29 protein-coding genes are annotated in these 24,845 nt (G+C 31.7%); 4 read left to right on the top strand and 25 right to left on the bottom strand.

Annotated features, from left to right (window positions below; genetic code table 11):
* Window positions 1–184 precede the first annotated feature (184 nt).
* Together JG776_RS07040 and JG776_RS07035 are read left to right on the top strand one after the other, a co-directional pair.
* A complete protein-coding gene (locus JG776_RS07040) occupies window positions 185–1,360 on the top strand; it encodes an ectonucleotide pyrophosphatase/phosphodiesterase (protein WP_291966031.1) in 1,176 nt (391 codons plus the stop codon).
* A gap of 14 nt (window positions 1,361–1,374) precedes the next feature.
* Window positions 1,375–2,610: an MFS transporter gene (locus JG776_RS07035; RefSeq protein WP_291966029.1), complete on the top strand. Its 1,236-nt coding sequence runs from the start codon at window positions 1,375–1,377 to the stop codon at window positions 2,608–2,610.
* Between the two features lie 7 nt (window positions 2,611–2,617).
* On the opposite strand, the gene JG776_RS07030 is transcribed toward JG776_RS07035, so the two are convergent.
* The gene (locus JG776_RS07030; protein ID WP_291966027.1) at window positions 2,618–2,839 is read right to left on the bottom strand and encodes a hypothetical protein; all 222 of its coding nucleotides are present in this window, start codon (window positions 2,837–2,839) and stop codon (window positions 2,618–2,620) included.
* A 162-nt stretch (window positions 2,840–3,001) separates the two neighbouring features.
* Here JG776_RS07030 and JG776_RS07025 point away from each other — a divergent pair, with 162 nt between their 5' ends.
* Both JG776_RS07025 and JG776_RS07020 read left to right on the top strand, forming a co-directional pair.
* Window positions 3,002–3,349: a DUF5668 domain-containing protein gene (locus JG776_RS07025; RefSeq protein WP_291966025.1), complete on the top strand. Its 348-nt coding sequence runs from the start codon at window positions 3,002–3,004 to the stop codon at window positions 3,347–3,349.
* Entirely contained in the window at window positions 3,253–3,666 is a 414-nt protein-coding gene (locus tag JG776_RS07020) for a LiaF domain-containing protein (protein WP_291966023.1), read from the top strand. The genes JG776_RS07025 and JG776_RS07020 overlap by 97 nt, the downstream gene beginning before the upstream one ends.
* A 23-nt stretch (window positions 3,667–3,689) precedes the next feature.
* Here JG776_RS07020 and JG776_RS07015 read toward each other — a convergent pair whose 3' ends face one another.
* The 24 genes from JG776_RS07015 to tsaE form a co-directional block, all read right to left on the bottom strand.
* Complete coding sequence (locus JG776_RS07015; protein WP_291966020.1) at window positions 3,690–4,346, bottom strand: SdpI family protein; 657 nt, start codon at window positions 4,344–4,346, stop codon at window positions 3,690–3,692.
* A complete protein-coding gene (locus tag JG776_RS07010; RefSeq protein ID WP_027308189.1) occupies window positions 4,333–4,620 on the bottom strand; it encodes an autorepressor SdpR family transcription factor in 288 nt (95 codons plus the stop codon). Before JG776_RS07010 ends, JG776_RS07015 begins: the two co-directional genes overlap by 14 nt.
* A gap of 104 nt (window positions 4,621–4,724) precedes the next feature.
* Window positions 4,725–4,976: a TIGR03905 family TSCPD domain-containing protein gene (locus JG776_RS07005; RefSeq protein WP_291966018.1), complete on the bottom strand. Its 252-nt coding sequence runs from the start codon at window positions 4,974–4,976 to the stop codon at window positions 4,725–4,727.
* Between the two features lie 182 nt (window positions 4,977–5,158).
* A complete protein-coding gene (locus JG776_RS07000) occupies window positions 5,159–5,380 on the bottom strand; it encodes a DUF3343 domain-containing protein (RefSeq protein WP_291966016.1) in 222 nt (73 codons plus the stop codon).
* A gap of 4 nt (window positions 5,381–5,384) precedes the next feature.
* Window positions 5,385–5,600, bottom strand: a complete 216-nt coding sequence (locus JG776_RS06995) for a sulfurtransferase TusA family protein (protein WP_291966013.1) — start codon at window positions 5,598–5,600, stop codon at window positions 5,385–5,387.
* Window positions 5,590–6,675 (bottom strand): YedE family putative selenium transporter, encoded by a 1,086-nt coding sequence (yedE, locus tag JG776_RS06990; protein WP_291966011.1) that lies wholly within the window; start codon window positions 6,673–6,675, stop codon window positions 5,590–5,592. Before yedE ends, JG776_RS06995 begins: the two co-directional genes overlap by 11 nt.
* Window positions 6,676–7,018: 343 nt before the next feature.
* On the bottom strand, window positions 7,019–8,434 hold the full coding sequence (gltA, locus tag JG776_RS06985; protein ID WP_291966009.1) for an NADPH-dependent glutamate synthase: 1,416 nt from the start codon (window positions 8,432–8,434) through the stop codon (window positions 7,019–7,021).
* The gene (locus JG776_RS06980; protein ID WP_291966007.1) at window positions 8,434–9,288 is read right to left on the bottom strand and encodes a sulfide/dihydroorotate dehydrogenase-like FAD/NAD-binding protein; all 855 of its coding nucleotides are present in this window, start codon (window positions 9,286–9,288) and stop codon (window positions 8,434–8,436) included. Before JG776_RS06980 ends, gltA begins: the two co-directional genes overlap by 1 nt.
* 299 nt (window positions 9,289–9,587) lie before the next feature.
* Window positions 9,588–10,184 carry a CDP-alcohol phosphatidyltransferase family protein gene (locus tag JG776_RS06975; protein ID WP_291966005.1) on the bottom strand — a complete coding sequence of 199 codons (597 nt, stop codon included), beginning with the start codon at window positions 10,182–10,184 and terminating at the stop codon, window positions 9,588–9,590.
* Between the two features lie 29 nt (window positions 10,185–10,213).
* On the bottom strand, window positions 10,214–11,233 hold the full coding sequence (locus JG776_RS06970; RefSeq protein WP_291966002.1) for an ABC transporter ATP-binding protein: 1,020 nt from the start codon (window positions 11,231–11,233) through the stop codon (window positions 10,214–10,216).
* Window positions 11,234–11,249: 16 nt separating this feature from the next.
* A complete protein-coding gene (locus JG776_RS06965; RefSeq protein ID WP_291966000.1) occupies window positions 11,250–11,849 on the bottom strand; it encodes an ABC transporter permease in 600 nt (199 codons plus the stop codon).
* Between the two features lie 221 nt (window positions 11,850–12,070).
* Window positions 12,071–12,943: an ABC transporter permease gene (locus JG776_RS06960; protein WP_291965998.1), complete on the bottom strand. Its 873-nt coding sequence runs from the start codon at window positions 12,941–12,943 to the stop codon at window positions 12,071–12,073.
* Window positions 12,936–14,168: an ABC transporter substrate-binding protein gene (locus tag JG776_RS06955; protein WP_291965996.1), complete on the bottom strand. Its 1,233-nt coding sequence runs from the start codon at window positions 14,166–14,168 to the stop codon at window positions 12,936–12,938. Before JG776_RS06955 ends, JG776_RS06960 begins: the two co-directional genes overlap by 8 nt.
* Window positions 14,169–14,179: 11 nt before the next feature.
* Window positions 14,180–14,866, bottom strand: a complete 687-nt coding sequence (locus tag JG776_RS06950) for a TVP38/TMEM64 family protein (protein WP_291965994.1) — start codon at window positions 14,864–14,866, stop codon at window positions 14,180–14,182.
* Between the two features lie 13 nt (window positions 14,867–14,879).
* Complete coding sequence (locus JG776_RS06945; RefSeq protein ID WP_291965992.1) at window positions 14,880–15,665, bottom strand: (Fe-S)-binding protein; 786 nt, start codon at window positions 15,663–15,665, stop codon at window positions 14,880–14,882.
* Complete coding sequence (locus tag JG776_RS06940; RefSeq protein ID WP_291965990.1) at window positions 15,646–17,457, bottom strand: FAD-dependent oxidoreductase; 1,812 nt, start codon at window positions 17,455–17,457, stop codon at window positions 15,646–15,648. Before JG776_RS06940 ends, JG776_RS06945 begins: the two co-directional genes overlap by 20 nt.
* Window positions 17,458–17,551: 94 nt before the next feature.
* Window positions 17,552–18,538, bottom strand: a complete 987-nt coding sequence (locus JG776_RS06935) for a sulfurtransferase (RefSeq protein WP_291965988.1) — start codon at window positions 18,536–18,538, stop codon at window positions 17,552–17,554.
* A gap of 157 nt (window positions 18,539–18,695) precedes the next feature.
* The gene (gene aroE, locus JG776_RS06930) at window positions 18,696–19,526 is read right to left on the bottom strand and encodes a shikimate dehydrogenase (protein ID WP_291965986.1); all 831 of its coding nucleotides are present in this window, start codon (window positions 19,524–19,526) and stop codon (window positions 18,696–18,698) included.
* Window positions 19,514–20,614: a chorismate synthase gene (gene aroC / locus JG776_RS06925; RefSeq protein ID WP_291965984.1), complete on the bottom strand. Its 1,101-nt coding sequence runs from the start codon at window positions 20,612–20,614 to the stop codon at window positions 19,514–19,516. Before aroC ends, aroE begins: the two co-directional genes overlap by 13 nt.
* On the bottom strand, window positions 20,607–21,884 hold the full coding sequence (gene aroA / locus JG776_RS06920) for a 3-phosphoshikimate 1-carboxyvinyltransferase (RefSeq protein WP_291965982.1): 1,278 nt from the start codon (window positions 21,882–21,884) through the stop codon (window positions 20,607–20,609). The genes aroC and aroA overlap by 8 nt, the downstream gene beginning before the upstream one ends.
* 17 nt (window positions 21,885–21,901) lie before the next feature.
* Window positions 21,902–22,978, bottom strand: coding sequence for a dipeptide epimerase (locus JG776_RS06915; RefSeq protein ID WP_291965979.1), 1,077 nt, complete (start codon window positions 22,976–22,978; stop codon window positions 21,902–21,904).
* A 17-nt stretch (window positions 22,979–22,995) separates the two neighbouring features.
* Window positions 22,996–23,478, bottom strand: coding sequence for a ribosomal protein S18-alanine N-acetyltransferase (rimI, locus tag JG776_RS06910; protein ID WP_291965977.1), 483 nt, complete (start codon window positions 23,476–23,478; stop codon window positions 22,996–22,998).
* Complete coding sequence (tsaB, locus tag JG776_RS06905; protein ID WP_291965975.1) at window positions 23,447–24,157, bottom strand: tRNA (adenosine(37)-N6)-threonylcarbamoyltransferase complex dimerization subunit type 1 TsaB; 711 nt, start codon at window positions 24,155–24,157, stop codon at window positions 23,447–23,449. The genes rimI and tsaB overlap by 32 nt, the downstream gene beginning before the upstream one ends.
* Window positions 24,157–24,582, bottom strand: a complete 426-nt coding sequence (gene tsaE, locus JG776_RS06900; protein WP_291966061.1) for a tRNA (adenosine(37)-N6)-threonylcarbamoyltransferase complex ATPase subunit type 1 TsaE — start codon at window positions 24,580–24,582, stop codon at window positions 24,157–24,159. Before tsaE ends, tsaB begins: the two co-directional genes overlap by 1 nt.
* Between the last annotated feature and the right edge of the window lie 263 nt (window positions 24,583–24,845).

Raw genomic sequence — 24,845 nt, 5'->3', positions numbered from 1 at the left:
ATTCACTTTGTATTTAAGTCCTTTATGGGGCTTTTATAAAATAATCTATTTGTTTAGTTTCAGTTTAATAGGTTTTCATAGAAAGAATAAAACTACTCTAATACATATAAAATAGTTAAATATTTTTCCAAAACTTAATATATATTAAATATATTTGTATTATAATTGAATTGAGGTGTTAAAATTGAAGGAAAAACTTATTGTAATCTCCTTTGATGCTTTATGTAAAGATGATTTTAAAACAACAAGAGATCTACCAACGTTTAATTATATATTAAACAACTCTATCTATTCCCTCGACGTAGAACCAGTTTATCCTACACTCACTTATCCCAACCACGCCAGTATAATAACAGGAAAAAAGCCCTATGAGCACGGTATAGTAAATAACACAAAGCTTCAGCCAAGTCGCACCTCTCCAGATTGGTTTTGGTACAAAAGTGATATAAAGTGCGAGACTCTATTAGATATTGTAAAAAATAAAGGGGGTACGCTCTGTACACTTCTTTGGCCTACAACTGGCGGAGGGAAAATAGATTACAATATGCCTGAAATATTTGCCAATAGACCTTGGCAAAATCAGATAATTGTATCCCTCTTTGCAGGGAGTAAGCTATTTCAACTATCTATTTATAAAAAGTTTGGAAAAATGCTCAATGGTCTAAAACAACCAAATCTTGATGATTTTGTCTTAGAATCAGCCCTATACACATTAAAATACAAAAGACCAAATCTTGTACTTGTTCACTTTACAGACCTTGATACACAGAAGCACATATATGGTACAAAATCTGAAAAAGTTAAAGAGGCTATTTTAAGACACGAAGAAAGGCTGAAGAGAATATTTGATGTTGCATCTAATTTAGATTATAAAATAGCAATATTAGGTGACCACGGTAGTTTAGATGTTCATAGTGCTATTTCTTTAAATGAGTATTTTAAGCAGAAAAAGCTTTCAGATTATTTGTATTTTAAATCCTGTGATGGTTCTGCATATATATACTTAAGAAGGGAGGTGTCAAATAATATAAAAGATAAAATATATTATTCAATAGAGGATTTTAATAGACAGAGCAAAGGAACAATAGAAAAAATATTTACCGCATCGGATTATATAAAATTAGGGTTTGACAAAAATGCATTTTTAATGCTTGAACCTTCATCAGGATATTGTTTTACAGACAAAAATATTAAAGATTATATTGTACCATCAGATCACAGAGCTGCCCACGGACAACTTCCTAATAAGCATAAAACTCTCTTTTGTCTATGGGATAGGGGTGAAACTAAAAGGCAGCTTAACAGCATTAATATAACAGATATAAAGGCCATACTGTTAAATTCTATAAATTTAAAATGAATTGGGGGATGTTTATGAACCTTAACAAAGAAGAGAAAAGCTGGGCTATGTATGACTGGGCAAACTCTGCATATTCTATGACTGTTACTACAACTATCTTGCCTCTGTATTTTAAAATGTTAACGGACGCTGCTAATATTAATAAGGCAACATCTACTGCCTATTGGGGATATGCAAACTCAATTGCTACTTTAGTTGTAGCACTTTTAGCACCTATTCTTGGAACAATTGCAGACTATAAAGGGTATAAGAAAAAATTTTTTGTAACATTCTTTTTAATTGGAATCATTTCTACATCTTTACTTGCAATTCCTACAAAAAATGCGTGGTTTATTCTACTTGTAATTTATCTTTTCACTGTTGTTGGTTTTTCAGGGGCCAATATATTCTATGATGCCTTTTTAGTTGATGTAACAAGTGAAGACAGAATGGACAGGGTATCTACAATGGGTTATGCACTTGGATATATTGGAAGCACAATCCCTTTTATAATTTGTATGATTATTGTAATATTAGCACAGTTTAATAAAATTCCACTGAGCGTATATACTGCATCAAAGATTTCATTTGTAATAACTGCTATATGGTGGGGTATTTTTACAATTCCTATGATTAAAAATGTAAAGCAAAAATATTTTATAGAACCTGAAAAAAATCCTATATCAGCAAGTTTTAGAAGAATTATAAATACATTTAAAGATATAAAGAAACACAAGCCTCTTTTTATATTCCTTTTAGCATATTTCTTCTATATAGATGGAGTGGATACTATTATAAAAATGTCTACATCCTATGGTGCTGATTTAGGTATTAGTGCTACAAGCCTTTTGATTATACTTCTTCTTACTCAATTTGTAGCTTTCCCCTTTGCAATTCTATATGGTAGGCTTTCAGAAAAATACTCAACTAAAACTATGCTTTATGTTGCAATAGCTATTTATACTGGAATTTGTGTTTATGCATACTTCTTAAAAACTGCAGTTGACTTTTGGATACTTGCAATGCTTGTTGGAACATCACAAGGTGGAATACAGGCACTTAGCCGTTCATATTTTGGAAAGCTTGTACCAAAAGAAAGTTCAAATGAATTCTTTGGTTTTTACAACATATTTGGAAAGTTTGCTGCTATAATGGGGCCATTTTTAGTTGGTCTTGTTGCACAGCTAACAGGCAAAACTAACAATGGAGTGTTTAGTGTAATTATTTTATTTATTATAGGTGGAATATTATTAAAAAAGGTACCTAACTAAGGTACCTTTATGCATATATATTTATATTTAAACCTACATTTTTAGTCGATATACCCTTCATACCCCTATAATACTTTTTAGGATCATAGGTCATAATAAATTCATCTATTGAGGCTTCAAGAGATTTTGTAACCCTTAATATTAAATCTAAATTTAAAAAATCCTGAGATGCATTACCTAAATTTCTTAAATTACTTGAAAACTGAACATTTGAAACTGTAGGTATCATAGTTACACCCCGTGTTAAACAGTTTATGATATATAAATTTTATCACATAAACTTATAGCTGTCCATTTTTGTTAAATATATTATATAATTGTAAATATTTTATTTTTATTACTAAATATAATTTTTTATAGTATAATAAATTATAAGGAAGGAGGGGTTAAAATGAATGGAAGAAAGAAAATGGGATTATTACTAATTGTAATTGGTATCTTCCTAATTTTATCACAATTACAGATAATCGATATAAATTTACTTATAAGGCAATACTGGCCGTCCTTGATTATTATCTATGGAATTTATAAATTTATAGAATACAAGAGCATAAATGCAACTGGTATGTCTTTTTTAGTTGTAGGTATTATACTTCAGGTATGGCATCTTGATTTACTTCCTGGCCAGTTTAAAGAGTATATATGGCCTACAATATTAATTGTAATAGGAATATCCCTTATTTTTTCACAGAATGTATCCAATACAAAAAAAACAAATTTAGAGAAGACAACTTTATAGATTATCTTACAATACTATCATCACTTGAAACTATTAATGCCGCTACTAAATTTAAAGGTGGAAGCATTACTTGTATATTAGGTGGTGCTGAAGTTGATCTTACGAATTGTAAAATAGATGGCAGCTATGCCGAAATAACTACTACTGCAATAATGGGTGGAATAGATTTAAAGGTGCCTAAGGATTGTAAGGTTGTTGTTACTGGAATACCTATCTTAGGTGGATGGGATAATAAAACCTTCTTTAGTCCTGAACAGGAAAAAACACTTTATGTAAGATGTTTTTCTATATTAGGCGGAGTTGAAATCAAAAATTAAGAAGTAGTTGGTGATTTACCCAACTACTTCTTATTTAATTCCTTATAAACATTATAACTATAAATCATTGGTACAAAGGCACTAATTAACGTTGCAACAATTAAAACTATGAATGCAGTTATACCACCCTTAATGGATACAAGAATCATAATAAAACCAGACATAACCCAAAGAGGTGCTGCAAATCTATGGGTTTTAATCCAAACCCTTTCATCTGCTAACGTCCACGGAGTCCTAATTCCAACAAAATAGTTGTGTTTAATTTTTCCCATAACATTTCCAAATAATATAAACATTATTGCAACGGATATTGTCATAATAAAATCTACTTGTATTTTAAATCCAAGAGCTGCAAATATTATGGTTAGCTGTACAATTACAAAAAAAACGTGCAGGAAATATCTAATTATATTATAGGCTGAGGAAAACCTAACATAGTTTTCTTTTTTAGGGTCAAGATTAGGAAGGATTAAAAATAAGAAATACAGTCCTAAATTCATTAAATTTATCATTAATACCCCAAATAGTTTGCTTGAATAGGCATCTACTTCTCCTTTTATGTTCCAATGACTTGGAACCTTATCTGGCAGATAAGGATATAAAATAAGACTTATTATAAAGGTAATAACTATTAAAGATAAAATGGGCCAATCCTTTTTTATTTTTTCACCTATTCTCATCTCTATTCACCCCTTCATTATAATCTATGATTTCAAAAAACCAATTTATAAGTTCCTGGAATACTGTTGTATTTAAAGAATAATATATGTTTTGTCCCTTTCTTTCATCAGAAACTAAATCTGCCTGCTTTAGTATGCTAAGATGATGTGAAATACTTGGTTTTGTCATATTAAAGTGTTCTGCTATCTCCCCTGCTGTTAAATCCTTTTCCTTTAGTAACATAATTATTTTTCTTCTTGTTGGGTCTGATAAAGCTTTAAATGGCAAATTCATATAACCACCTCCTTTAGATATTTAGACAAACTTCTAAATATCTATTATTATTATATAGTATTTTTTGTACTGTGTGCAAGCTGTTATAAAAATAGTCGCTAAAATTAGCGACTATTTTTTATTATATCCTCAAGTGCCTTTGCGAATTGATCTGGACAGGATGTGTTTTTTGCTCCGCATCTTACTCCCTTTAATCTTTTTATAGCCTCCTCTACCTCCATACCCTCAAGAAGGTTTGCAAGGCCTATTGCATTACCTGGGCATCCACCAATAAATTCAACATTAGTGATTTTTCCATCCTTAACATCAAATAATATTTCATCAGCACATACACTACTTGGTTTATAGCTGTACATATTTCCACCCCCAAAATTATATTGTAAGTAGTATTTATTATAACAATATATTTAAGGGTAAAGCAACTTTAAGCTACATTATTATCCAATATAGTTTTAATCAAGTCTATTGCTCTAATTTTAGCTTCGTCGTAAAGTCCTTTAAAAAATAACCTTTGGTATTTAACCAAAGGTTCAGTTTGTTATTCATTTTTTATTATTAAATTTAATTCTTCACTATATATACCATCTAAATCATCAATAAGAAATTTAAGTGCCTCTTCATCAAAAACCCTTGCGGAAATTCCACAGCTTGAACTTATCCTTCGAGGAGTAGGCATAAGTTCAACAGCTATTCCGTTTTGTTCAAGAAGCCTTTTATACATAAAAGCTGCTGATTGTGTATGAAAAGTTACAATATACATAAAATCACTCTTTTCTAATTTCTATAAATATGTCTTGACCGTTTTCCTTAACATTTACTTTATATCCTAAGTTGGTTGCAAATCTTTTTATATTTTCTCTTGCAGTTGAATTATCAAGTACAACATCAACCCCATCTTTGTATAAAGTGAGTGCCTTTTTTGTTAATAAAACTGGTTCTGGGCACGATCTTCCTCTTGCATCTACTAAATTAGCCTTCAATGTTTACATCCCCCTTCACTTTAAAATCAACACTTCTTTCTATATTGAAATATCCAATTAAAGCCACTACTATAAATCCAATTAAAACTGCAATTTTACCATTTACTGTTGGACCTTGTGCACTGGATGCAAGTTTGAAATTATGTGCAAAGGCAGCTCCAACTGCCATACCTAAGACAGCAATTACAGAATCTATATTACCCTCTCCTGCTAATATTAACTGTCTCATAGGACATCCACCAAGTAGAACTGAACCAAATCCTGCAAGGGCCATACCCAAAAAGTTCCACAATCCATCAGTATGTGCAACAGGTTGACCTACAAACCCTAATTTAAAAAATCCAAAGACAATATTTCCTAAAAGTGCTGCAACAAATATTGCTAAGAATCCTGATATTAAATACCAATCTTTAAATAAAATTAAATCTCTAATTCCACCTACCATACAAAGCCTCGTTCTTTGTGCATACACACCAACAATTAAACCAACAGCAAGTGCTAATAAAATTGGTGCGTGCTGTGAACCTGGTCCCTTTTGACTAAAGATTAAAACCGCTGAACCTGAAATCAGTAATACAAGTAACACTATATTTATTGCTGGAAATATAAAACCCTCTGCCTTGTTTAGATTGTACGTTCTTTTCAATGTAAATCCTTTATTTAAAAATATTATTCCTAAACCTATTCCTGCTACAAATCCTATAATTCCAAATAAAGCATTTAAATCTCCTCCGGCAAGCCTTAAAACCATTCTTAGTGGACAACCTAAGAACATTAGTGCTCCAACCATAACTATAAATCCTAATACAAATCTTGTAACAGGTGATGAGCCTCCTCTTGATTGAAATTCCTTTTTACCATAAGACATAAGGAATGCACCAAGTACTATACCTATTATTTCAGGTCTAACATATTGAACAACCTCTGCCCTATGTAACCCAAGTCCTCCTACTGTATCTCTTATAAAGCAAGCAATACAAATACCCATATTAACAGGGTTTCCATACTTTACAAGAAGAACTGACAATAAACCTACTATTAAGCCATTAATAATAATTGATTTTTTTGATCCCATACTAATCCCCCTTTTTTGAATTTTCTAATTTTAGTATAATTTATTTCTACACAACTTGTTAAATAGATAATTTTTATAAATAACTATTTTTGATTAAAATTACCTATAAATGTAAAGTGCTGTAGAGTGTTAATACATTAATACTCTACAGCACCAATTTTACAATGTTTTTTATATTTAACTTTTCATTGAGAATTATCTCAACTTTACATCTCAAAAGCAAACTCACTTCACTTAAGATGTGGTTCGTCTACTATACTGCAAATTAAATAGATAATTTTAGAATCACCTTCATCACTATTTACTAAAATTAAGGTGCTTCTGTCACAATTGCAGGTATTTTTTACATATAGTGGAAATGTAACATTTCACCTGGGTGGCACTTTTTGTGTATTGCATAGGCGGCTTTTTTGCCTGCCTCCATTGCAAGTATCACAGTTGCTGCTCCAGTTACTGCATCTCCACCAGCATATACTCCCTTCATTGTTGTTTCTCCTGTTTCCTCTTCAACTATTATGCATTTTCTGTTGTTTATCTTTATTTCATTTGTTGTATAGGTAATTATAGGGTTAGGCACTGTTCCTATTGCCATAATTACTGTATCAAATTCCTCAATATAATCTGAACCATCAATTTCAACAGGTGTTCTACGTCCAGTTTCATCAGCATCCTTTAACTCCATTTTTCTAAGAACCATCCCCTTTACCCAGCCTTTATCATCTTTTAATATCTCAACTGGATTTGTTAAAACATCAAATATTACCCCTTCTTCCTTTGCGTGATGTATTTCTTCTAATCTTGCTGGCATTTCCTCCTCTGTTCTCCTATATATAATGTGAACCTCTGCACCAAGTCTTACTGCTGTTCTTGCAGCATCCATTGCTACATTTCCTCCACCTACAACAGCCACTTTTTTACCTATCTTTAAAGGTGTATCATACTCGTCTAAAAAGGCTCGCATTAGATTTGCCCTTGTTAAAAATTCATTTGCAGAAAAAACACCATTTGCATTTTCGCCCTTTATTTCCATAAACTTTGGGAGCCCAGCTCCTGTTCCTATAAATATTGCATCATATCCCATTTCATCCATAAGCTGATTTATCGTTACTGTCCTTCCAACTATTACATTAGTTTTAATTTGAACACCTAATTTTATTAGATTCTCTATCTCTCTTTTTACAATCTTCTCCTTAGGAAGCCTGAATTCAGGAATTCCATAAACCAAAACACCTCCTGCTTCGTGAAGTGCCTCAAATATAGTAACTTCATATCCTAAAGATGCAAGGGTTGATGCACAGGATAATCCCGCTGGTCCACTTCCAACAACAGCAACCTTTTTACCATTTATAGGTTTTCTTTTTACCACATCTAAATTATTCTCTAATACATAATCTCCAACAAACCTTTCCAGTTTTCCTATTGCAACTGCTTGTCCCTTGTTTTTAAGAACACACCCACCTTCGCACTGAATTTCCTGTGGACATACTCTTCCACAAATGGAAGGGAGGTTGTTATACATAAATATAACCTCTGCTGCTTCTTTAAACTCTCCCTTTTTAATGTGATCGATAAACTTTGGTATATCAATTCCAACAGGACATTTTTTAACACAATTAGCATTTTTACAGTTTAAACACCTTGAGGCCTCCTTTATTGCCTCCTCTTCACTATAACCTAAGCACACTTCATTAAAGCTTTTTATTCTCTCCTTTGCATCTAATTCTCTAACTGGAACTCTTTCCATAGATAAAACCTCCATTAAAAACAGCTACATTCTCTACTATGATGTAGTCTTCTTACTTCCTCATCCTTAAACATATTCTGCCTATTTATTGCTTCATCAAAATCTACTAAATGCCCATCAAATTCAGGCCCATCTGTACACGTAAATTTAGTTTGACCTCCAACTGTTACTCTACAGGCACCACACATACCAGTTCCATCAACCATTATTGAGTTTAAACTTACTGTAGTTTTTATATTATATTCCTTTGTAAGAAGACATACAAATTTCATCATAATCATTGGGCCAATTGCTACAACCTCATCATATCTATTACCTTCATCAAATAGCTTTTTCATAAAATCAGTAACTCTCCCCTTAAGCCCTAAGCTTCCATCATCAGTACATATATACAATCCGCATCCTAATGCTTCTATTTCATCCTTTAATATCACTAAATCTTTATTTCTTGTACCTATAACTACATCACAGTCTATTCCCTTTTCTCTTAAATATTTAACCTGGGGATACACTGGTGCTGTACCTACTCCCCCTGCTACAAAGAGAAACTTTTTCTTCTTAAGCTCATCAGTATTTAAACTAACAAATTCAGATGGGTTTCCAAGAGGCCCTGCGAAATCTAATAAAAACTCTCCTTCGCTTAATTTTGACATTTTCTTTGTAGAAGCACCAACCACCTGAAAGACTATTGTAACAGTGCCTAAATCCTTATCATAATCACATATTGTAAGAGGAATTCTTTCTCCCTTTTCATCTATTCTAACAATAACAAACTGACCAGGTTTTGCAGACTTTGCAACCATTGGTGCCTTTACTTCAAACATTATTATATTTTCTGCCAAAGTCTTTTTGTTTAAAATCTTATACATTTATATACCCCCAATTAAACACAATGTTATTTTATATCAAACTCTTTTTTGGCTTAAGACATTTAATTATAATATTATTGGATTAAAAGCTTAAAATCAAGTTCTGTAGAGTATATATTCTTTGATTATCAAAGTATTTTTTGTTCTTATTACTTTATTCGCAATATTACAATATCATTCTATCAATATAATGTTGTATTAGCATATTTATAAACAATGTGTTTATTACTTGATGGTTATTTAAAACTATTAATTTAAAGAAAAAAGGCCTTCCTTATATGGATGACCTTTTTGTTAACTTACTTATTTTTTTCTAACTGATTGTACGCCTCTATAAATCTTTGAAGTGCTGTAAATAATATCATTGCTGCAAAAATCAATGCCAATAAATCTAAATATCTTATAAATAAAATCATCAAGGAAAACATTATAAAACCTTCTGTTCTCTCTGCTAAACCTGGCTGATAATAAAAACTTTTATTGCTAACCTTATTTGATACCGCCCCTACTGTTAAAAATATTGTCATTGATAAAATAATACTACAAGATAAAATAATAAATGCCAGTGGATTTAAAGAATATTTATATGCAAGTACTAAAATCAATGAAATTTCAACTAATCTATCAAAAGTAACATCCATAACTGTACCAAAAGCTGATGATGTTTTTGTTTTTCTTGCAATAGTTCCATCAAGTGCATCTAAAAAACCTGATAACCATAATACAACTACTACTGATATTCTTGGCATATCTATAAGTATAAGTAATGAAGGTATCATACCAACTATTAACGCAAAAACGGTTATATTATTTGCTGATAAATTTAATCTTATGCAAAAATCCGCAACTATTTCAAATACAGGTTGTATTATATTCCTTGCCTTTGTATCTAACATATTATCCCCCCAATCAAAATAAGTTAATATTACTTGAAATATATGGTATCCTCAAAATCTAACTTAATACTAATCTCATTACCTACTTGATAATTTTTAGATACATGTTCTGAACATAAAATATCTTTACCATAAATATTAATAACATAACTTACCTTATCACCAGTATAGATCTTCTTCTTTACAACACCTTTAATATTATAATCATTTTTATCACCTATAATTACTTGTTCCGGTCGAAATACAAAAGTAATTTTACCTTTGTAATCATCATTAATTTTAAATTCACCAATCTCACATCTAAAGATTCCATTTTCTAAATAACCTTCAAAATAATTTCTTAAACCAAAAAAATCTGCAACTTCTTTTGATATTGGTTGTTCATATATTTTTTTAGGTATATCATATTGTTTTATTTCCCCGTCTATCAATATTGCTACTCTATCTGCCATTGAAAGTGCCTCTTCTTTATCGTGCGTAACCATAATTGTTGTGAATCCTATTTTATTATGTAAATCTTTCACAAATTCCTGCATGCTTTTTCTTAGTACAATATCAAGCTTAGAAAAAGGTTCATCTAATAGTAGAACCTTTGGTTCTATTGCTAATGCTCTTGCAATAGAAACCCTCTGCATTTGTCCACCTGATAATTCATTAGGATATTTTTTCTCATGACCTTTAAGTCCCATTAAATCTATAAGATAGTAAACTTTTTCATCTATTATCTTCTTGTCTACCTTTTTCATTTTTAAACCAAATGCTATATTAGAATATACTGTCATATGTGGAAATAATAATAGATTTTGATCTACTAAAACTGCATTCCTTTTTTCTATAGGAACATCATTTATTAGCTCATCGTCAAATAAAATTTCTCCACTATCAAAGGGTATAATTCCTGCAATTCCATGCAATATAGTTGTTTTACCTGAACCACTTGGACCAAGTAAAGTAACAAATTCTCCTTGATTAATAGTTAGGTTTATATTTTTTAATATTTTTTTGTCGTCATATGACTTACTGACATTTAATAACCTAATCTTAGCCATACCTACCTCACTCTAATCAAACATAGTATCTACTGCTATTTTCATAAAAATTTCCTACTATCTTTTCAGAAATAAAAAGAACAAATGTTATCGAAAGGATAAATACAACACTCAATGCTGCAGCCATTGTCCTATCTCCTGATTCTACAAAAGGAAAAAGAATCATAGCATATGTTACTATCCTTCCTCCGCCAATTAAGAAGGTAATGAAATATTGTGTAAACGACATAATATATATAATACTACCTGCAATAATCAATCCTGGTTTTATCAATGGTATTGTAATATATCTTAAAACTTGCAAATTATTTGCTCCCAATGTTCTGGCCTGCAATTCCATCTTATTACCATAAAGTTCAAATATATTAAGCAAAATCTTTACGCCATATGGTATACCCGGAATTACGTGTATTAAAATAACTCCTAAATAGGTATTTGCTAAACCTATATGACAAAATAGTAAATGTATTCCCATTGCTACAGTTAGAATAGGAACCAATAGTGGGAGTAATAATAAAATTTTTATTATTTTCTTTCCCTTAAAATCATAAAAAGCAATTGCTTTTGCTGCTGGAACACTAATTAGCAGTGTTAAAAGAGTAACAATAATTGACAATGTTACACTTGTAAGTAAAATTTTTAAAATCCTAGTTGAAGGTTCTAATATATAATGGTATGCCCTTAACGTAAATGATTTAGGAAATAAACTCGGCCAAGGCCAAGAAGTCGAAATACTCCAAATAATCATAATTAGCAAAGGCATTATCAAAATAAAAATTATTGTATTTTTTAATATATTACCTAACCTCATAATAACACTCTTTCATTTTCATTATATCACTTATATTTTTTTATCAATTGATAAACTAATAAATAAAATACAACCATAATTAATGAAAAGCAAGTTATACATATATTTATCACCATAGCATATGGTCGTTGAAGTAAATCTACACTTTTATAATATATATATGCCGATATAGGCAAAGCTCTTGGATTTGATGGTCCTAAAAGATATGGAATTTCAAAAGCACCAAATGAAAATGTAAACAATATTATAAAGCCCATTATAATAGTTGGTAAAGATAGCGGTAAAACTATATTCCAAAATGCTTTAAAAGATGTAGCACCCAAATTAATAGCTATTTTAGTATATTTTTCATCTACTTTCTTCATAACATCATAGGATATCAAACAAATAAACGGTAAGCCCTTCCACACATACGCCATTATAATACCAATACCTTTATCATCAAATACTAAAGGATAAAAATCTTCCATACTATTAATAATATTTAGATGATATAAAATCCTTGGAATCCATCCACTCTGTGTAAATAATATAAAAACCAATAATGCTGCAATAGTATGTGGAACTATTATAGGTACACTATATAAATTGTCAAAACCCCATCTTTTTTTTGTATTATACTTAACTAAAAGATATGCCAATAATATACCTAAAAACATCGCCACTGTAGATGAAATAAAAGAAGTATAAAAACTAAATCTTAATGATTTTAGAAAACCTGGATTTAATAAAATGTTTTTATAATATTCAAATGTTATTTTTTTTAACCCTATTGCAGGAAAATAGCCGAGGCTTTGTAAAAGCCCCAGCCCAATACCAACTAAAAATATTCCTACAATAAATAACAAAACAGGTAATAATAAGATATATGGAATTAATTTTTTAACTAATCTATTCATCTCCTAATACAACTTCCCTCCATAGGGTTTCTATTATTGGAACAAGTTCTGCACGCATTTCTGGTACACGGTGCTTTAATAAAGTTTCTACTGGTAGTACACCTTCTCCTAAATCAATAGTATTGAACATATTTTTTTGTTCTTCATTTAATAATTGATATTCAACTACTGGTAAATCTCCCCATACCTTAGGATTAAATTTAGATGCTTGAACTTCTGGAGATAAAATATGATTTATTACAACCATTGCAGCCGCTTTATTTGGAGCATTAAATGGTATAGCTAAAAAGTGTGTATTTCCTATAGTTCCTTTTTCAAAAAGGAATGACTTGGATGTTTTTGGAAATACACCCTCTTTTATTTTTGTTCCTACATGAAAGGGAGTATAGTTCATTGTAATATAAACCTCACCATCAGAAAACATATTGTCCAACTGTGCCAATGTAGACGGATATGTTTTTCCTTGACGCCATAAATAAGGTTTTAACTGAACAAAATAGTCAAGTGCTGGTTGTATTGCCTCCCTAACTTTTTCTTTATCCGCCTCAAGATTCAAAAACACTTCATAACCAACTATATCATATATAATGTTTCTAACAAAAGCACTTCCTGTAAAGTCTGTAACATTTGGGTAAGTTATCTTTCCTGGATATTTTTTTGCAAGTTCCATAAATTCACGGTAATCTTTTGGAAGAAAATCAATTTTTGACGTTTCTCCTATAAGCACTAATTGTGCCTTTCCATAAGGTGACTCAAATCCTTCAACAGGATGTCCAAAATCATATATAACATCTGGCGAATTTTTATTTATATACTTTTGAAAGTTTGGTAGTTTGTCCGTAAATGGACCATACAACAATCCTTGTTGTTTAGCATTAAAGAAATTTTCTCCATTAATCCATACAATATCAATTGTACCTTTAGCATTAATTTGTTTCTCATTAAGTAATTTAGGTAGATACTCATTGGGCAACATTGGTACTCTTTCTAATGTTATATTATACTTTTCCTTTAATTCTTTTGCAACTGAATTATCTAACCATCTGTTAATATTTTCATCTCCACCCCATCCATAAAAAGTCACCTTTGTACCACTTGCAAGTTTTTCTATTTCATCCCAAGATTTATTGCTTAAATCTTGTTCAATTTGTTTTTTAGAACATCCACTACTAAGTAAAAGAATTGATGCCAGTATACCAGATATCAATTTAAATTTAATCTTCATGTAATTCACTCCTATTTATCTGACTTTAGTGATTCAATATCAATTCCTTTCTTTTTTGCAAAGAATTTTGGTATTTGTGCTACTCCAAACAATACTAATCCTGCTATGACCAACTTAATAAAGAATGATGTGGTAACACCCTTAGTTGCGATTTCACCTGCCATATACGCATATACAAATGCACCAGGTGCCATTGTTATAAACGAAATAATAGTATAAGTAAATAAATCAATGTTTGTTACACCATAGGCATAATTTTGAATGTTGTAAGGAAAGATTGGAACTAAACGAGTTAAAATTAAGAAGTCTCTTCCGTTCTTTTCAACGCCTGCCTCTATCTTTTTGAATATTGGATTTTCTCCAAATTTTTCAACTATAAATCCTCTTGCTAAATAACGTGCTACTAAAAATGCAGCTACTGCTCCTATAGTTGCACCTACTAAGGCAAGTAGTGCTCCTAATATTGGTCCAAAAACTATACCTCCACTAATTGTAACAACACTTGCTGGCAGTGAAAATACAGCAGTAATTATAAAAACTAATACATATATTATATAACCTAAAGCCCCTGCATCTTCGATTAAACTTCTAAATTTGTTTAAATCCTTAAGTGTTTCTATGAAACCAGTCTTATATATAATAAAAAATACAGCACCTAAAATAACTAATAATAATAATGGTTTGAATTTCTTTTTCATATTTATACCTCCTTTATTTAACAGATTTCTTTATATATCTTTTAGACTTATATCTATTTATCCAAGCTTTAACTGGAGATGATAAAACATCACTTGGCGGATTGTCTTTAGAATATACTACAGGTCCCCATATTAAGTCTAATATATGCCAAGCTTTTGCTCCTGCCTGCATAATTGAAGAACGACAGGCTGCACAATAGGTAACTATATATTCACTATCTAATGTTTCTACACGTCTTTTCATTACCTTTTTAGCAACATCAGGATTAGCTGGAACTACCATACCTCCAAAACCACAGCATCTTGTATTTTCACGTGAATACTTTGATTCTATATATTTGTATCCCAGTTCATCCAATATCCATCTAATACCATCTTGAAGTTCCTTCATATGTCTTGTTGAACAAGAATCATGTATAGTAAATATAACATCACTATCCTTAGCTTTTCCTCTCACGTGTTCAGGAAGCCCAATTATTGGTAATAATTCCCATAAAGAGTGAGTTGGGGTAGGGCTTGTTTCATCAAATGTTAGCTTACAGCTTTGGCAAGCAACTATCATTTCATCGATTTGTAATTCATCCATATCTTTTTGTAAGCTCGCAAATCTTTCTTTGAAAAGTTCATATTGCCCAATTGCCTTAGTAGGTTTTCCACAACATTTTTGTATAGCTGCAAACTTAGGAAATACAGTGTTTAAATACTCCACCGTCTTCTTAACAGCTTCTGGGCTATAGGATGGTAAACTACAACCTGGCATAAATCCATAACATTTATTTTTATCTATTTTTATTACCATTTTTATTACCTCCATGAACTTTAGTTGTAAATAATTTGCTAAATCCTAACAATTGATGCATTTTTATTGCTGCATGTCCCTTCATTGGGGATTCTCCGTCATTTGCCTTTACAAAGTCTTTACGTGAAGCTATAAATATGTTCTTCATTGGTAATTGTTTTGGACAAACAATTGTACAATTATCACAACCATTACATGAATATGCAATTATAGGTTCTAATTCTCCTTCTTTTGCTAATGGTTCTAAGATTTCCTTAGGACAACTTCCAAATTCATTCATCATAACACATTCTTTCATACATAATTTACATTCACATTTTAAACAACGTGAAGCCTCATTTATTGCTTGTTCTTCTGTAAATCCTAAATCAACTTGATCAAAGTCCCTCTTTCTTTCCTCAGCAGGACGCATATTTGTGTGAAGCCTTGGAATATCTTCTGTTCCTTCAGGTAAAGGAATATCTAATTTAGTCTCGTGGAACCATTCCTTTGTAAAATCTCTATCTTCTGTTAGGCTCTTTTTATTTAAGAATCTATCAATACTAATTGCTGCTTTTCGTCCAAGTGCCATTGCTTCAACTACTATTCTACCACCAGCTGCATCACCTGCTACAAATACTTTGTCTATTTCTGTTGAAAGAGTATCCTTATCAACTAAATATCTTCCTCCACCCACTTGTTTTAACATACCACCTGTTATGTCCTCAACAAGTTGACCTGTTGCCATAATAACTGTATCGACTTCAATAATTTTAATTTCTCCTTCATATTGTGGATTAAAACGTCCTTCAGCATCGAATATCGATTTTACCTTTTGTATCTTTATTGCTACTACTTTACCTTTTTCTTCAATTATTTCAATTGGACCCCATCCAGCATTAAAAATAACTCCCTCCTCTAATGCTTCTTGCACTTCTTCCTTTGAGGCAGGTAGTGTATTCATATCCTCTAACGAACATTGATATACCTCTTTTGCACCAATTCTCCACGAAGAACGGGCACAGTCCATTGCAACGTCTCCTCCACCAATTATCATAACTTTATTAACTGGTCTCGAGAAAGCCCTTGTTAAACTTATTTCCTTTAGATATTCAGTAGCTGCAAAAACTCCTTCTGCTTTATGCCCTGGAATAGGAATTATATTACCTTTATGTGCCCCATGTGCAACTAAGACTGCATCATACTTTTCTATCAATTCTTTAAATTCGATATCTTTTCCTACTTCAACACCTAATTTAAATTCTACACCAAGCTTTGTTAAATAGCTATACTCATGATCTATTATATGTCTTGGCAATCTATACTCTGGAATTCCTACTCTCATCATTCCACCAAGAACATTTAACTTTTCATAGATAACAACCTGATGTCCTTTTTTTCTAAGATCTATTGCTGCTTGTGCTCCTGCTGGACCCGCTCCTACAATTGCCACTTTTTTACCTGTTGCTTGTCCTACATTAGTATCCCATTTTGATTCATCATCAGCTTTTTCAGCAACATAACGTTTTAATGCTGCAATTGCAATTGGTTCATTAAATTCCTTCCCTCTTCTACACTCCTTCTCACATGGGTGTGCACAGATTCTACCTAAAGTTTGAGGTAAAAACAATTTCTCTCTTATAACCTTTATAGCCTCATCATATTTCTTTTCTGCTATTAAATTTACATATTTCTTAACATCTGTTCCCATAGGACATCTACTTTTACAATATGCATCTTCCAGTCCCATACATTCATTTATTACCTTTTTAGCATCATTAATAACATTGATACTAAAGTTAACTTTATTCAACGAAATCATCCTTTCTTTATGAATATAGTAATTTTTAATTATATTAATTAACCTAACCAGTTTATATAAAATCTGGTTAGGTTACAATTAAATACTATTGACCATTTTCAATTTTTGCTGCTGGATTATTCTTTTGATAATGTTCATAACTCCATTCTATCCAAGATCCATCATAATTCTTTACATTCTTAAATCCTAAAGCCTGAGTTAGAACAAGATACGTATGTGCACTACGCACACCTGATTGACAGTATGTAATTATTTCTTTATTTTCAAGATGACCATATATCTTCTTTAATTCATCTATTGATTTTAAAGTTGTATCTTCATTCACTGCATTTGTCCATTCAATCCACTCAGCACCAGCTATCTTACCTGGTCCAAATGCACCTTTTAATGTTTTTGTTCCTTGTTCTTCATCTTTTGCTCTTGTATCTATAATAACAACATTATCTTTTCCAATTGCATTTGCAACATCATCAAATTTAGCAAGTGATGCTTCTGATGGATTTGGTGCTTTGTAGTTTGATGGTTTTACATTTGGATTAGCATTACCTGTTGGATAACCTGCACCTATCCAAGCATTTAATCCACCATCTAAATAACGTACATCCTTATGTCCTAACAATTTGATTTGCCACCATAATCTTGCAGCATCATGATGTTGATTTGATGCATAAACAACTATTGTTGAATCTGGAGTAGCACCAAACTTTGATAGAAGTTCTTCCATTTCTTGAACTGTATTTCTCATTCCTTCATATTCATATGTTCCGTTTTTTGCTGAATAATCTGGTCTCCATATTGTAAATGAACCTGATATTGGTTTGTCTCCCTTTGAAGGATTAAGTGCACCTATTACTATAACATTTTCATTCTTATCCATTAGATCTTTAAGTTGCTTTGGAGTGATAAATGCATTTGGATTTGCATACTTTTGTATCTTTTGACCTTGTTGAGAATTATCAACAGAGACTTTACGAACACCAAACATTTTTCGGTATACAAAGTACCCTGCTCCAAAAATTATGATAATTGATAATAAAGTAAGTAAGATAGTTTTGTTGTTTCTTGTCTTCACATAAATCCCCCTTTCAAAACTATTTGTTAATTAAAAAACAAATTTAAATATGTTAATAATTTGTTACCTTTATTTTATTATATATTACTATATTTGTCAATATGCTGTACATATGTATGGTATATAAATTTCAGTATATTTCTTCTTTTATTGCGTTTTAATCTTTGTGTTCTATGTTATTTTTTATAATTGTAAATATGTTAAAAACATATTCTTTATCTATATTAACTCCATTCCAAATCTCTTCAGATTTTACAGCCTGTGCTACAAGCATATACAACCCATTTACAGCCTTAATTCCTATTTCTTCTGCCTTTTTTAAGAATAATGTTTTGGTTGGATTGTAAATTAAGTCAATTGCTACACTATAATTTTGAAGAATATCTTTATCAACAGGTGAAAAATCTATATTAGGGTACATTCCAACAGGTGTACAGTTTATTATGTAATCATAATTACGAAGATGTTTTAGTTCACTATAATCTATACATTTTATTCCTTTAAATCTACCCTCTACCCTTATCTTATCTCTACTTACTAAAACTACTTCGCCTATTCCATTATCTAAAAGGCTGTGGATTACTGCCTTTGAGGCTCCTCCACTTCCTAATACTACAGCCCCTTTATTCTTTATATCTATATTAAAAACATCAAGCATAGCCTTAAAGCCATAGTAGTCTGTATTATATCCTACCAATAAATTATCCTTAAAATCTATTGTATTAATAGCCCCTATCTTTTTTGCCTCCTCCGATACCTCATCTAAAAACTCCACTACTTCGACTTTATAGGGAATAGTGACATTTAATCCTTTTACTTTATATTTTAGCTCATTTATTTTTTCCTTTAATCTACCTCTTTCTACTTCAAATAAAACATATTCACCGTCAATATTTATCCTTTTTAATATTTCATTATGAATAATAGGAGAGTAACTGTGGGAAAGTTTCTCTCCTATTAAACCATATATATTTTTTAAACCATCCATAAATATCCATCCTTTTCAATAAGTAAGTCTAAAATAACTATTGCCGCTACAGCCTCAACTACTGGAACAGCACGAGGTACAATACAGGCATCGTGCCTTCCTTCAACCTTTAACTTTACATTTTGCATTAAACTTATGTCCACCGTATCCTGTTCCTTCAATATTGATGGAGTAGGCTTTACAGCAACCCTAAAAACTATAGGCATTCCATTTGTAATTCCACCTAAAATTCCACCGTTATTATTCTTTTTTGTTTTAATTTCTCCATTATCTATAATAAACTCATCATTTGCCTCTGAACCTGTCATTTTTGTTATATTAAAACCTTCCCCAAACTCAACTCCCTTTACTGCAGGTATTGAAAATAGAAGTTGGGATAATTTTGATTCAACAGAATCAAAAAATGGAGAACCTAAACCAGCCTCTACGTTTACTACTGCAGCTTCAATTATTCCACCTAATGAATCTCCATTTTTCTTTGCATCTAAAATTGCCTGCTTCATTTTTTGCCCTGCTTCATCGTCTAAAACAGCAAATTCTTTATACTTTAGAGACTTAAATGTTTCTTCTTCTATGTTACAGTAGTCAAAACTTATATCCTCTATGTCCTTTATGCTCTTTATATGTGCACCAACTATTATTCCCTTCTTTTTTAAAATTGTTTTTGCTATTGCCCCTACAAAAACGATTGGGGCTGTTAATCTGCCTGAAAAATGTCCTCCACCTCTATAATCATTAAAACCTCTGTATTTAATAAATCCCGTATAATCAGCGTGTCCTGGTCTTAAAATGTTCTTAGTTTTTTCATAATCAGTAGATTTTTTATTTTCGTTTTGAATAATACAACAAAGGGGTGTACCAGTTGTTCTTCCATTAAAAAGGCCACTTAATATTTTTATTTCATCCTCTTCTCTTCTTGGAGTAGAAATACTACTTCTACCCGGTTTTCTTCTTGACATTTCTTCTTTAATAAAATCAAAATCAAGCTCTAATCCTGCTGGTAATCCATCTATTATAACACCTATTGCTTCTCCGTGGGATTCTCCAAATAATGATATCTTTATATTTTTTCCCCACATACTACTCATACACTTCACCACCTAATTTTATAAAGTGGTCAAAGAAATTTGGGTAGGATTTCTTTACCGCTTCAAAATTATGTATAATAACAGGCTCTCTACATCTAATTGAAGCAACCGCAAGTGACATAGCTATTCTATGGTCATTCCAGCTATCCACAACACCGCCCTCTAATGTTTCTTTACCTTTTATTAGGAGTCCATCATCAAACTCTTCGACATCTGCACCTAATTTATTTAATTCTGTTGCAATTGCCTTTAACCTATCAGATTCCTTTATTCTTAATCTTTTAGCATTTATTATTCTTGTTGTTCCTCTACTTAAGGCTGCAAGTGTTGCTAAAATCGGAGTTAAATCAGGACACTGGGATACATCTATATCTGCACCCTCTGTTATGGAATTTTTAGCTGTTATATAGTCTCTATTAACAGTAATATTTCCCTTCATCCTATTTATGATATCTAATATTACCCTATCGCCCTGAAGTGAATTTATATTCAAACCTCTGCACTTAACTTCTTCTCCTAAAATTCCTGCAGCAAGCCAAAAGGCTGCCTGTGAATAGTCGCCCTCAACCTTATAATCTGTAGGTATATATCTTTGACCTCCTTTTATATAAAACTCCCTGTAGTCATTATTTATTACATCTACTCCAAAACTATTTAAAGCGTCCAAAGTCAAATCCACATAGCCCCTCGATTCAAGATGGGTTGTTATAACTATTTTAGAATCTCCATCAAGAAGGGGTAGTGCAAACAAAAGTCCTGAAATAAACTGCGAACTTATATTCCCAGCAACTTCATAAAGTCCACTCTTTAAAGTTCCCTTTACAGTAAGAGGAAGCCTTCCATCCTTATTTTTATACTTAATCCCCTGCTCTCTAAATATTTTATAAAAAACATGAAGAGGTCTTTCAACTAATTTACCACGACCTGTAAAGGTAACCTCCCCATCCTGCAAAAGACAAATAGGAATTAAAAATCTTAAAGTTGACCCTGATTCCCTACAGTCTATTTCATTCTTTATTAAATTCAATTTATCCTTTCCTTTAATCAAAAGATTGCTGATTTCACCTTTTAAATCTATCTCATATTGAACACCAAAGGCCTTAACAGCCTCAAGCGTTGCTATAATATCATCAGAAAAGACTATATTATCTACTTTACTCATTCCATCTGCCAAAGAAGCACATATTATTGCCCTATGACTTATACTTTTAGAGGGTGGTATTTCTACGCACCCCTTTAACCTTTTAGGTATTATTTTTATGCTCTTCACCAAATTCACCTCAAACCTTAGTATCTTATTCCCTTAATTCCAGAGCCTACTCCCTTTGACATCTTTATTATGTTTTTATGATACTCTATTCCTCCATCAACCCTGTTTTCCTTCAAAAGAAGAGCCGCATCTAAATCAACCTTTTTTATTCCAAGCCTTCCACAGGCAAGGGATGCTGCAAAGGTTATCCCAACGCTACTTTCCATCATACTACCTATCATACATTCAACACCATAGGCTTCTGCAATAGATAATATTTTTTGTGCATTATAGAGCCCTCCACACTTCATAAGCTTTATATTTAATATGTCGCAGGCTCTATTTGATAAAAGTCTCACTGCATCTTGAAGTGAAAATAAAGATTCATCTGCCATAATAGGTATATATGTATTGTCGGTTACATATTTCAAGCCTTCTATATCATAGTATGGTACAGGCTGCTCAATCAGCTCTATATCAAGTCCCATATCCTCCATTTTTCTAATGGTTCTAACCGCCTCTTTTGCACTCCATCCCTGGTTTGCATCGAGTCTTATATTTATATCCTTTGGAACAGAGTCTATAATTGCCTTAACTCTCTTTATGTCAAGTTCACTGTCGATTCCAACTTTAATCTTTAGGGTATTAAAACCTCTTGAAACGTACTCCTCTGCATCCTCTGCCATATCCTTAGGTTCTTTAACACTAACTGTTATATCTGTTTCAACTTCAGTTCTTGCACCACCTAAAATAACATATAAAGGCTTTTTGCACATTTTTGCAAACAAATCATAAACTGCCATATCAACTGCTGCCTTTGCACTTGTATTTTTTATTAGGCATTTATTTATTCTATACATTATGTTTTCTATCTCTTCAACATCCATTCCCTTTATAGAGGGAAATATATAATTAAACACTGCATCTTTTATATTTCCCTCTAAATCACCAGTTATAACTGGTGTTGATGCCGCTTCACCATATCCTATATTCCCATCATCAGTGTAAAGTTCTATTATGTATGTTTTTAATGTAGTAACCTCTCTTAAGGCAGTTTTAAAGGGCTTTTCTAAAGGAACCTCAAGTGTTTTTATATCTACTCCATTTATTTTCATTTTATCCCCCCAAAAAATCAAATTTTGTCTAAATTATACTTCCACATAATGTAGGCATCTTCTCCTGTGTCTTGATAATAGCCCTTTCTTGTTGCAACACAGGTAAATCCCTTTTTTTTATATAAATTTATAGCAGGTAGGTTTGATACTCTAACTTCAAGGGTCATCGCATTAACATTTCTCTTTTTTGCCTCATCAATCAAGACATCTACTAATTTTTCACCAAGTCCAGCTCCTCTAAACTCAGGATGAACTGCTATGTTTGTAATATGTCCCTCATCAATCATACACCACATACCAGCATATCCTATTACTTTACCCCTATATTTTAAAACCTTATAAACAGCACAGCTATTTCTTGTAAGTTCTGTTTGAAATGCCTCTTTACTCCAGGGAGTTTTAAAGCTCAAAACTTCAACCTCATAAACTCCATCAATATCTTCTAATTTCATATCTTCTATAATATATTCACTCAATCTTCTCACCTGTCCTCTTTTCATATTCCCTTTCTGCCTGAGATTTTCTTATATATAAAGGACTGAAGGTATAAATATCTGATATTTCACCTTTACTATATTTTTTAAGTGCAATCTCTCCTATACTTGATGCCCTTGGAAGCATATTATTTTGTGTTGAAAAAAAAGCCTTATCCTTTAATCTATCTTTAATTCTTCCTATATGTATTGAAACTGCATCTCCACAGAATAAAATTTTACTGTATTCTTCAAGCTTATCTAATAGTTCATCTATATGCAGTGCATCTATAGGCATTGTATTTATTAATTCTCCATCTTTAAACTCATAAACTGCAGTATATACATTATCCCTTAGTGCATCCATAATAGGACAGATTACACCATCAAAATAGCCCTGCTGATATGCCATTGCCTCAAGGCTTGAAACTGTTATAAAGGTTTTATTTGAACCCTGAACCATTCCCTTTGCTGCTGCAACACCAATTCTAAGTCCCGTAAAGGAACCTGGCCCTCCTGATACAGCAATTATATCTATATCCTGAAGACTGTTTTCTGTAATCTCAAGAAGCTTTTCTATCATTGGAAAAAGTATTACTGAATGTTGCATCTTGTGGTTTAGATATATTTCACCCTCAACCTTATCATTAGATACAATAGCTACAGTTGCAACGCTTGATGACGTATCCATTGCTAAAACCTTCATTACACTTCACCTTCCAATCCATTTATTTGTACTTCTCTTATGCTATCATCTAACTTTTTTATGTATATATATATTTTATTCTTAGGAAGAAGCTCCTCTACCATATCTCCCCATTCTACAACACAAACACCATCGCCATAGAGATATTCATCAAAACCTATCTCATACATTTCATATATGTCATCTATCCTGTATACATCAAAATGATAGAAGGGTAGCCTTCCCATATATTCATTTACTATTGTAAAGGTGGGGCTTGTGATATAATCATCCACTCCAAGTCCTGCTGCTATACCCTTTGTAAGATGTGTTTTGCCTGCACCTAAGTCACCATTTAATGAGATTACATCTCCTTTTTTTAACTTAGTACCTATTTTATATCCTAATTCAAATGTTTCTCTTTCATTATTTGTAACAAAAGTAATCATCTATTACACCAACCTCACAAGTATTTATTTTGGCATAAATCTATTTTATACCATAAATGTGAAATCATCAATTAGAAAGCAAAAAGTTGCCCAAAGGCAACTCTCAAGCTGCTGAAAAAGTTATATATTGATTAGCCCCATGAAGGATTTCTTGGCATCCCTTCATTTCGCCAAGCAATTCTAAGCTTTTCTTTGTTTGAAAAAGTCCTACCCTCGCGATGCCATCGTCCTGATGGCCGCTCGGCTCGGCACGTCCTGTG

The sequence above is a fragment of the Caloramator sp. genome, from assembly GCF_020054765.1.
Lineage (GTDB): Bacteria > Bacillota > Clostridia > Clostridiales > Caloramatoraceae > Thermobrachium > Thermobrachium proteoclasticum.
This window is presented reverse-complemented; position numbering and strand designations above follow the sequence as displayed.

Excerpts from the sequence above, each read along its gene's own strand:
- JG776_RS06975 (WP_291966005.1), bottom strand. The coding sequence starts at position 10,184 with ATGTTAGATACAAAGGCAAGGAATATAATACAACCTGTATTTGAAATA.
- JG776_RS07010 (WP_027308189.1), bottom strand. The coding sequence starts at position 4,620 with ATGAATTTGCCATTTAAAGCTTTATCAGACCCAACAAGAAGAAAAATA.
- JG776_RS06955 (WP_291965996.1), bottom strand. The coding sequence starts at position 14,168 with ATGAAGATTAAATTTAAATTGATATCTGGTATACTGGCATCAATTCTT.
- tsaB (WP_291965975.1), bottom strand. The coding sequence starts at position 24,157 with ATGAAGGTTTTAGCAATGGATACGTCATCAAGCGTTGCAACTGTAGCT.
- JG776_RS06950 (WP_291965994.1), bottom strand. The coding sequence starts at position 14,866 with ATGAAAAAGAAATTCAAACCATTATTATTATTAGTTATTTTAGGTGCT.
- gltA (WP_291966009.1), bottom strand. The coding sequence starts at position 8,434 with ATGGAGGTTTTATCTATGGAAAGAGTTCCAGTTAGAGAATTAGATGCA.
- aroC (WP_291965984.1), bottom strand. The coding sequence starts at position 20,614 with ATGAGTAGTATGTGGGGAAAAAATATAAAGATATCATTATTTGGAGAA.
- JG776_RS06960 (WP_291965998.1), bottom strand. The coding sequence starts at position 12,943 with ATGAATAGATTAGTTAAAAAATTAATTCCATATATCTTATTATTACCT.
- JG776_RS07030 (WP_291966027.1), bottom strand. The coding sequence starts at position 2,839 with ATGATACCTACAGTTTCAAATGTTCAGTTTTCAAGTAATTTAAGAAAT.
- JG776_RS06915 (WP_291965979.1), bottom strand. The coding sequence starts at position 22,978 with ATGAAAATAAATGGAGTAGATATAAAAACACTTGAGGTTCCTTTAGAA.
- JG776_RS07000 (WP_291966016.1), bottom strand. The coding sequence starts at position 5,380 with ATGTATATTGTAACTTTTCATACACAATCAGCAGCTTTTATGTATAAA.
- JG776_RS07025 (WP_291966025.1), top strand. The coding sequence starts at position 3,002 with ATGAATGGAAGAAAGAAAATGGGATTATTACTAATTGTAATTGGTATC.
- JG776_RS06970 (WP_291966002.1), bottom strand. The coding sequence starts at position 11,233 with ATGGCTAAGATTAGGTTATTAAATGTCAGTAAGTCATATGACGACAAA.
- JG776_RS07005 (WP_291966018.1), bottom strand. The coding sequence starts at position 4,976 with ATGTACAGCTATAAACCAAGTAGTGTATGTGCTGATGAAATATTATTT.
- aroE (WP_291965986.1), bottom strand. The coding sequence starts at position 19,526 with ATGGATGGTTTAAAAAATATATATGGTTTAATAGGAGAGAAACTTTCC.
- JG776_RS07015 (WP_291966020.1), bottom strand. The coding sequence starts at position 4,346 with ATGAGAATAGGTGAAAAAATAAAAAAGGATTGGCCCATTTTATCTTTA.
- JG776_RS06945 (WP_291965992.1), bottom strand. The coding sequence starts at position 15,665 with ATGGTAATAAAAATAGATAAAAATAAATGTTATGGATTTATGCCAGGT.
- yedE (WP_291966011.1), bottom strand. The coding sequence starts at position 6,675 with ATGGGATCAAAAAAATCAATTATTATTAATGGCTTAATAGTAGGTTTA.
- JG776_RS07035 (WP_291966029.1), top strand. The coding sequence starts at position 1,375 with ATGAACCTTAACAAAGAAGAGAAAAGCTGGGCTATGTATGACTGGGCA.
- JG776_RS07020 (WP_291966023.1), top strand. The coding sequence starts at position 3,253 with ATGGCCTACAATATTAATTGTAATAGGAATATCCCTTATTTTTTCACA.
- rimI (WP_291965977.1), bottom strand. The coding sequence starts at position 23,478 with ATGAAAAGAGGACAGGTGAGAAGATTGAGTGAATATATTATAGAAGAT.
- JG776_RS06980 (WP_291966007.1), bottom strand. The coding sequence starts at position 9,288 with ATGTATAAGATTTTAAACAAAAAGACTTTGGCAGAAAATATAATAATG.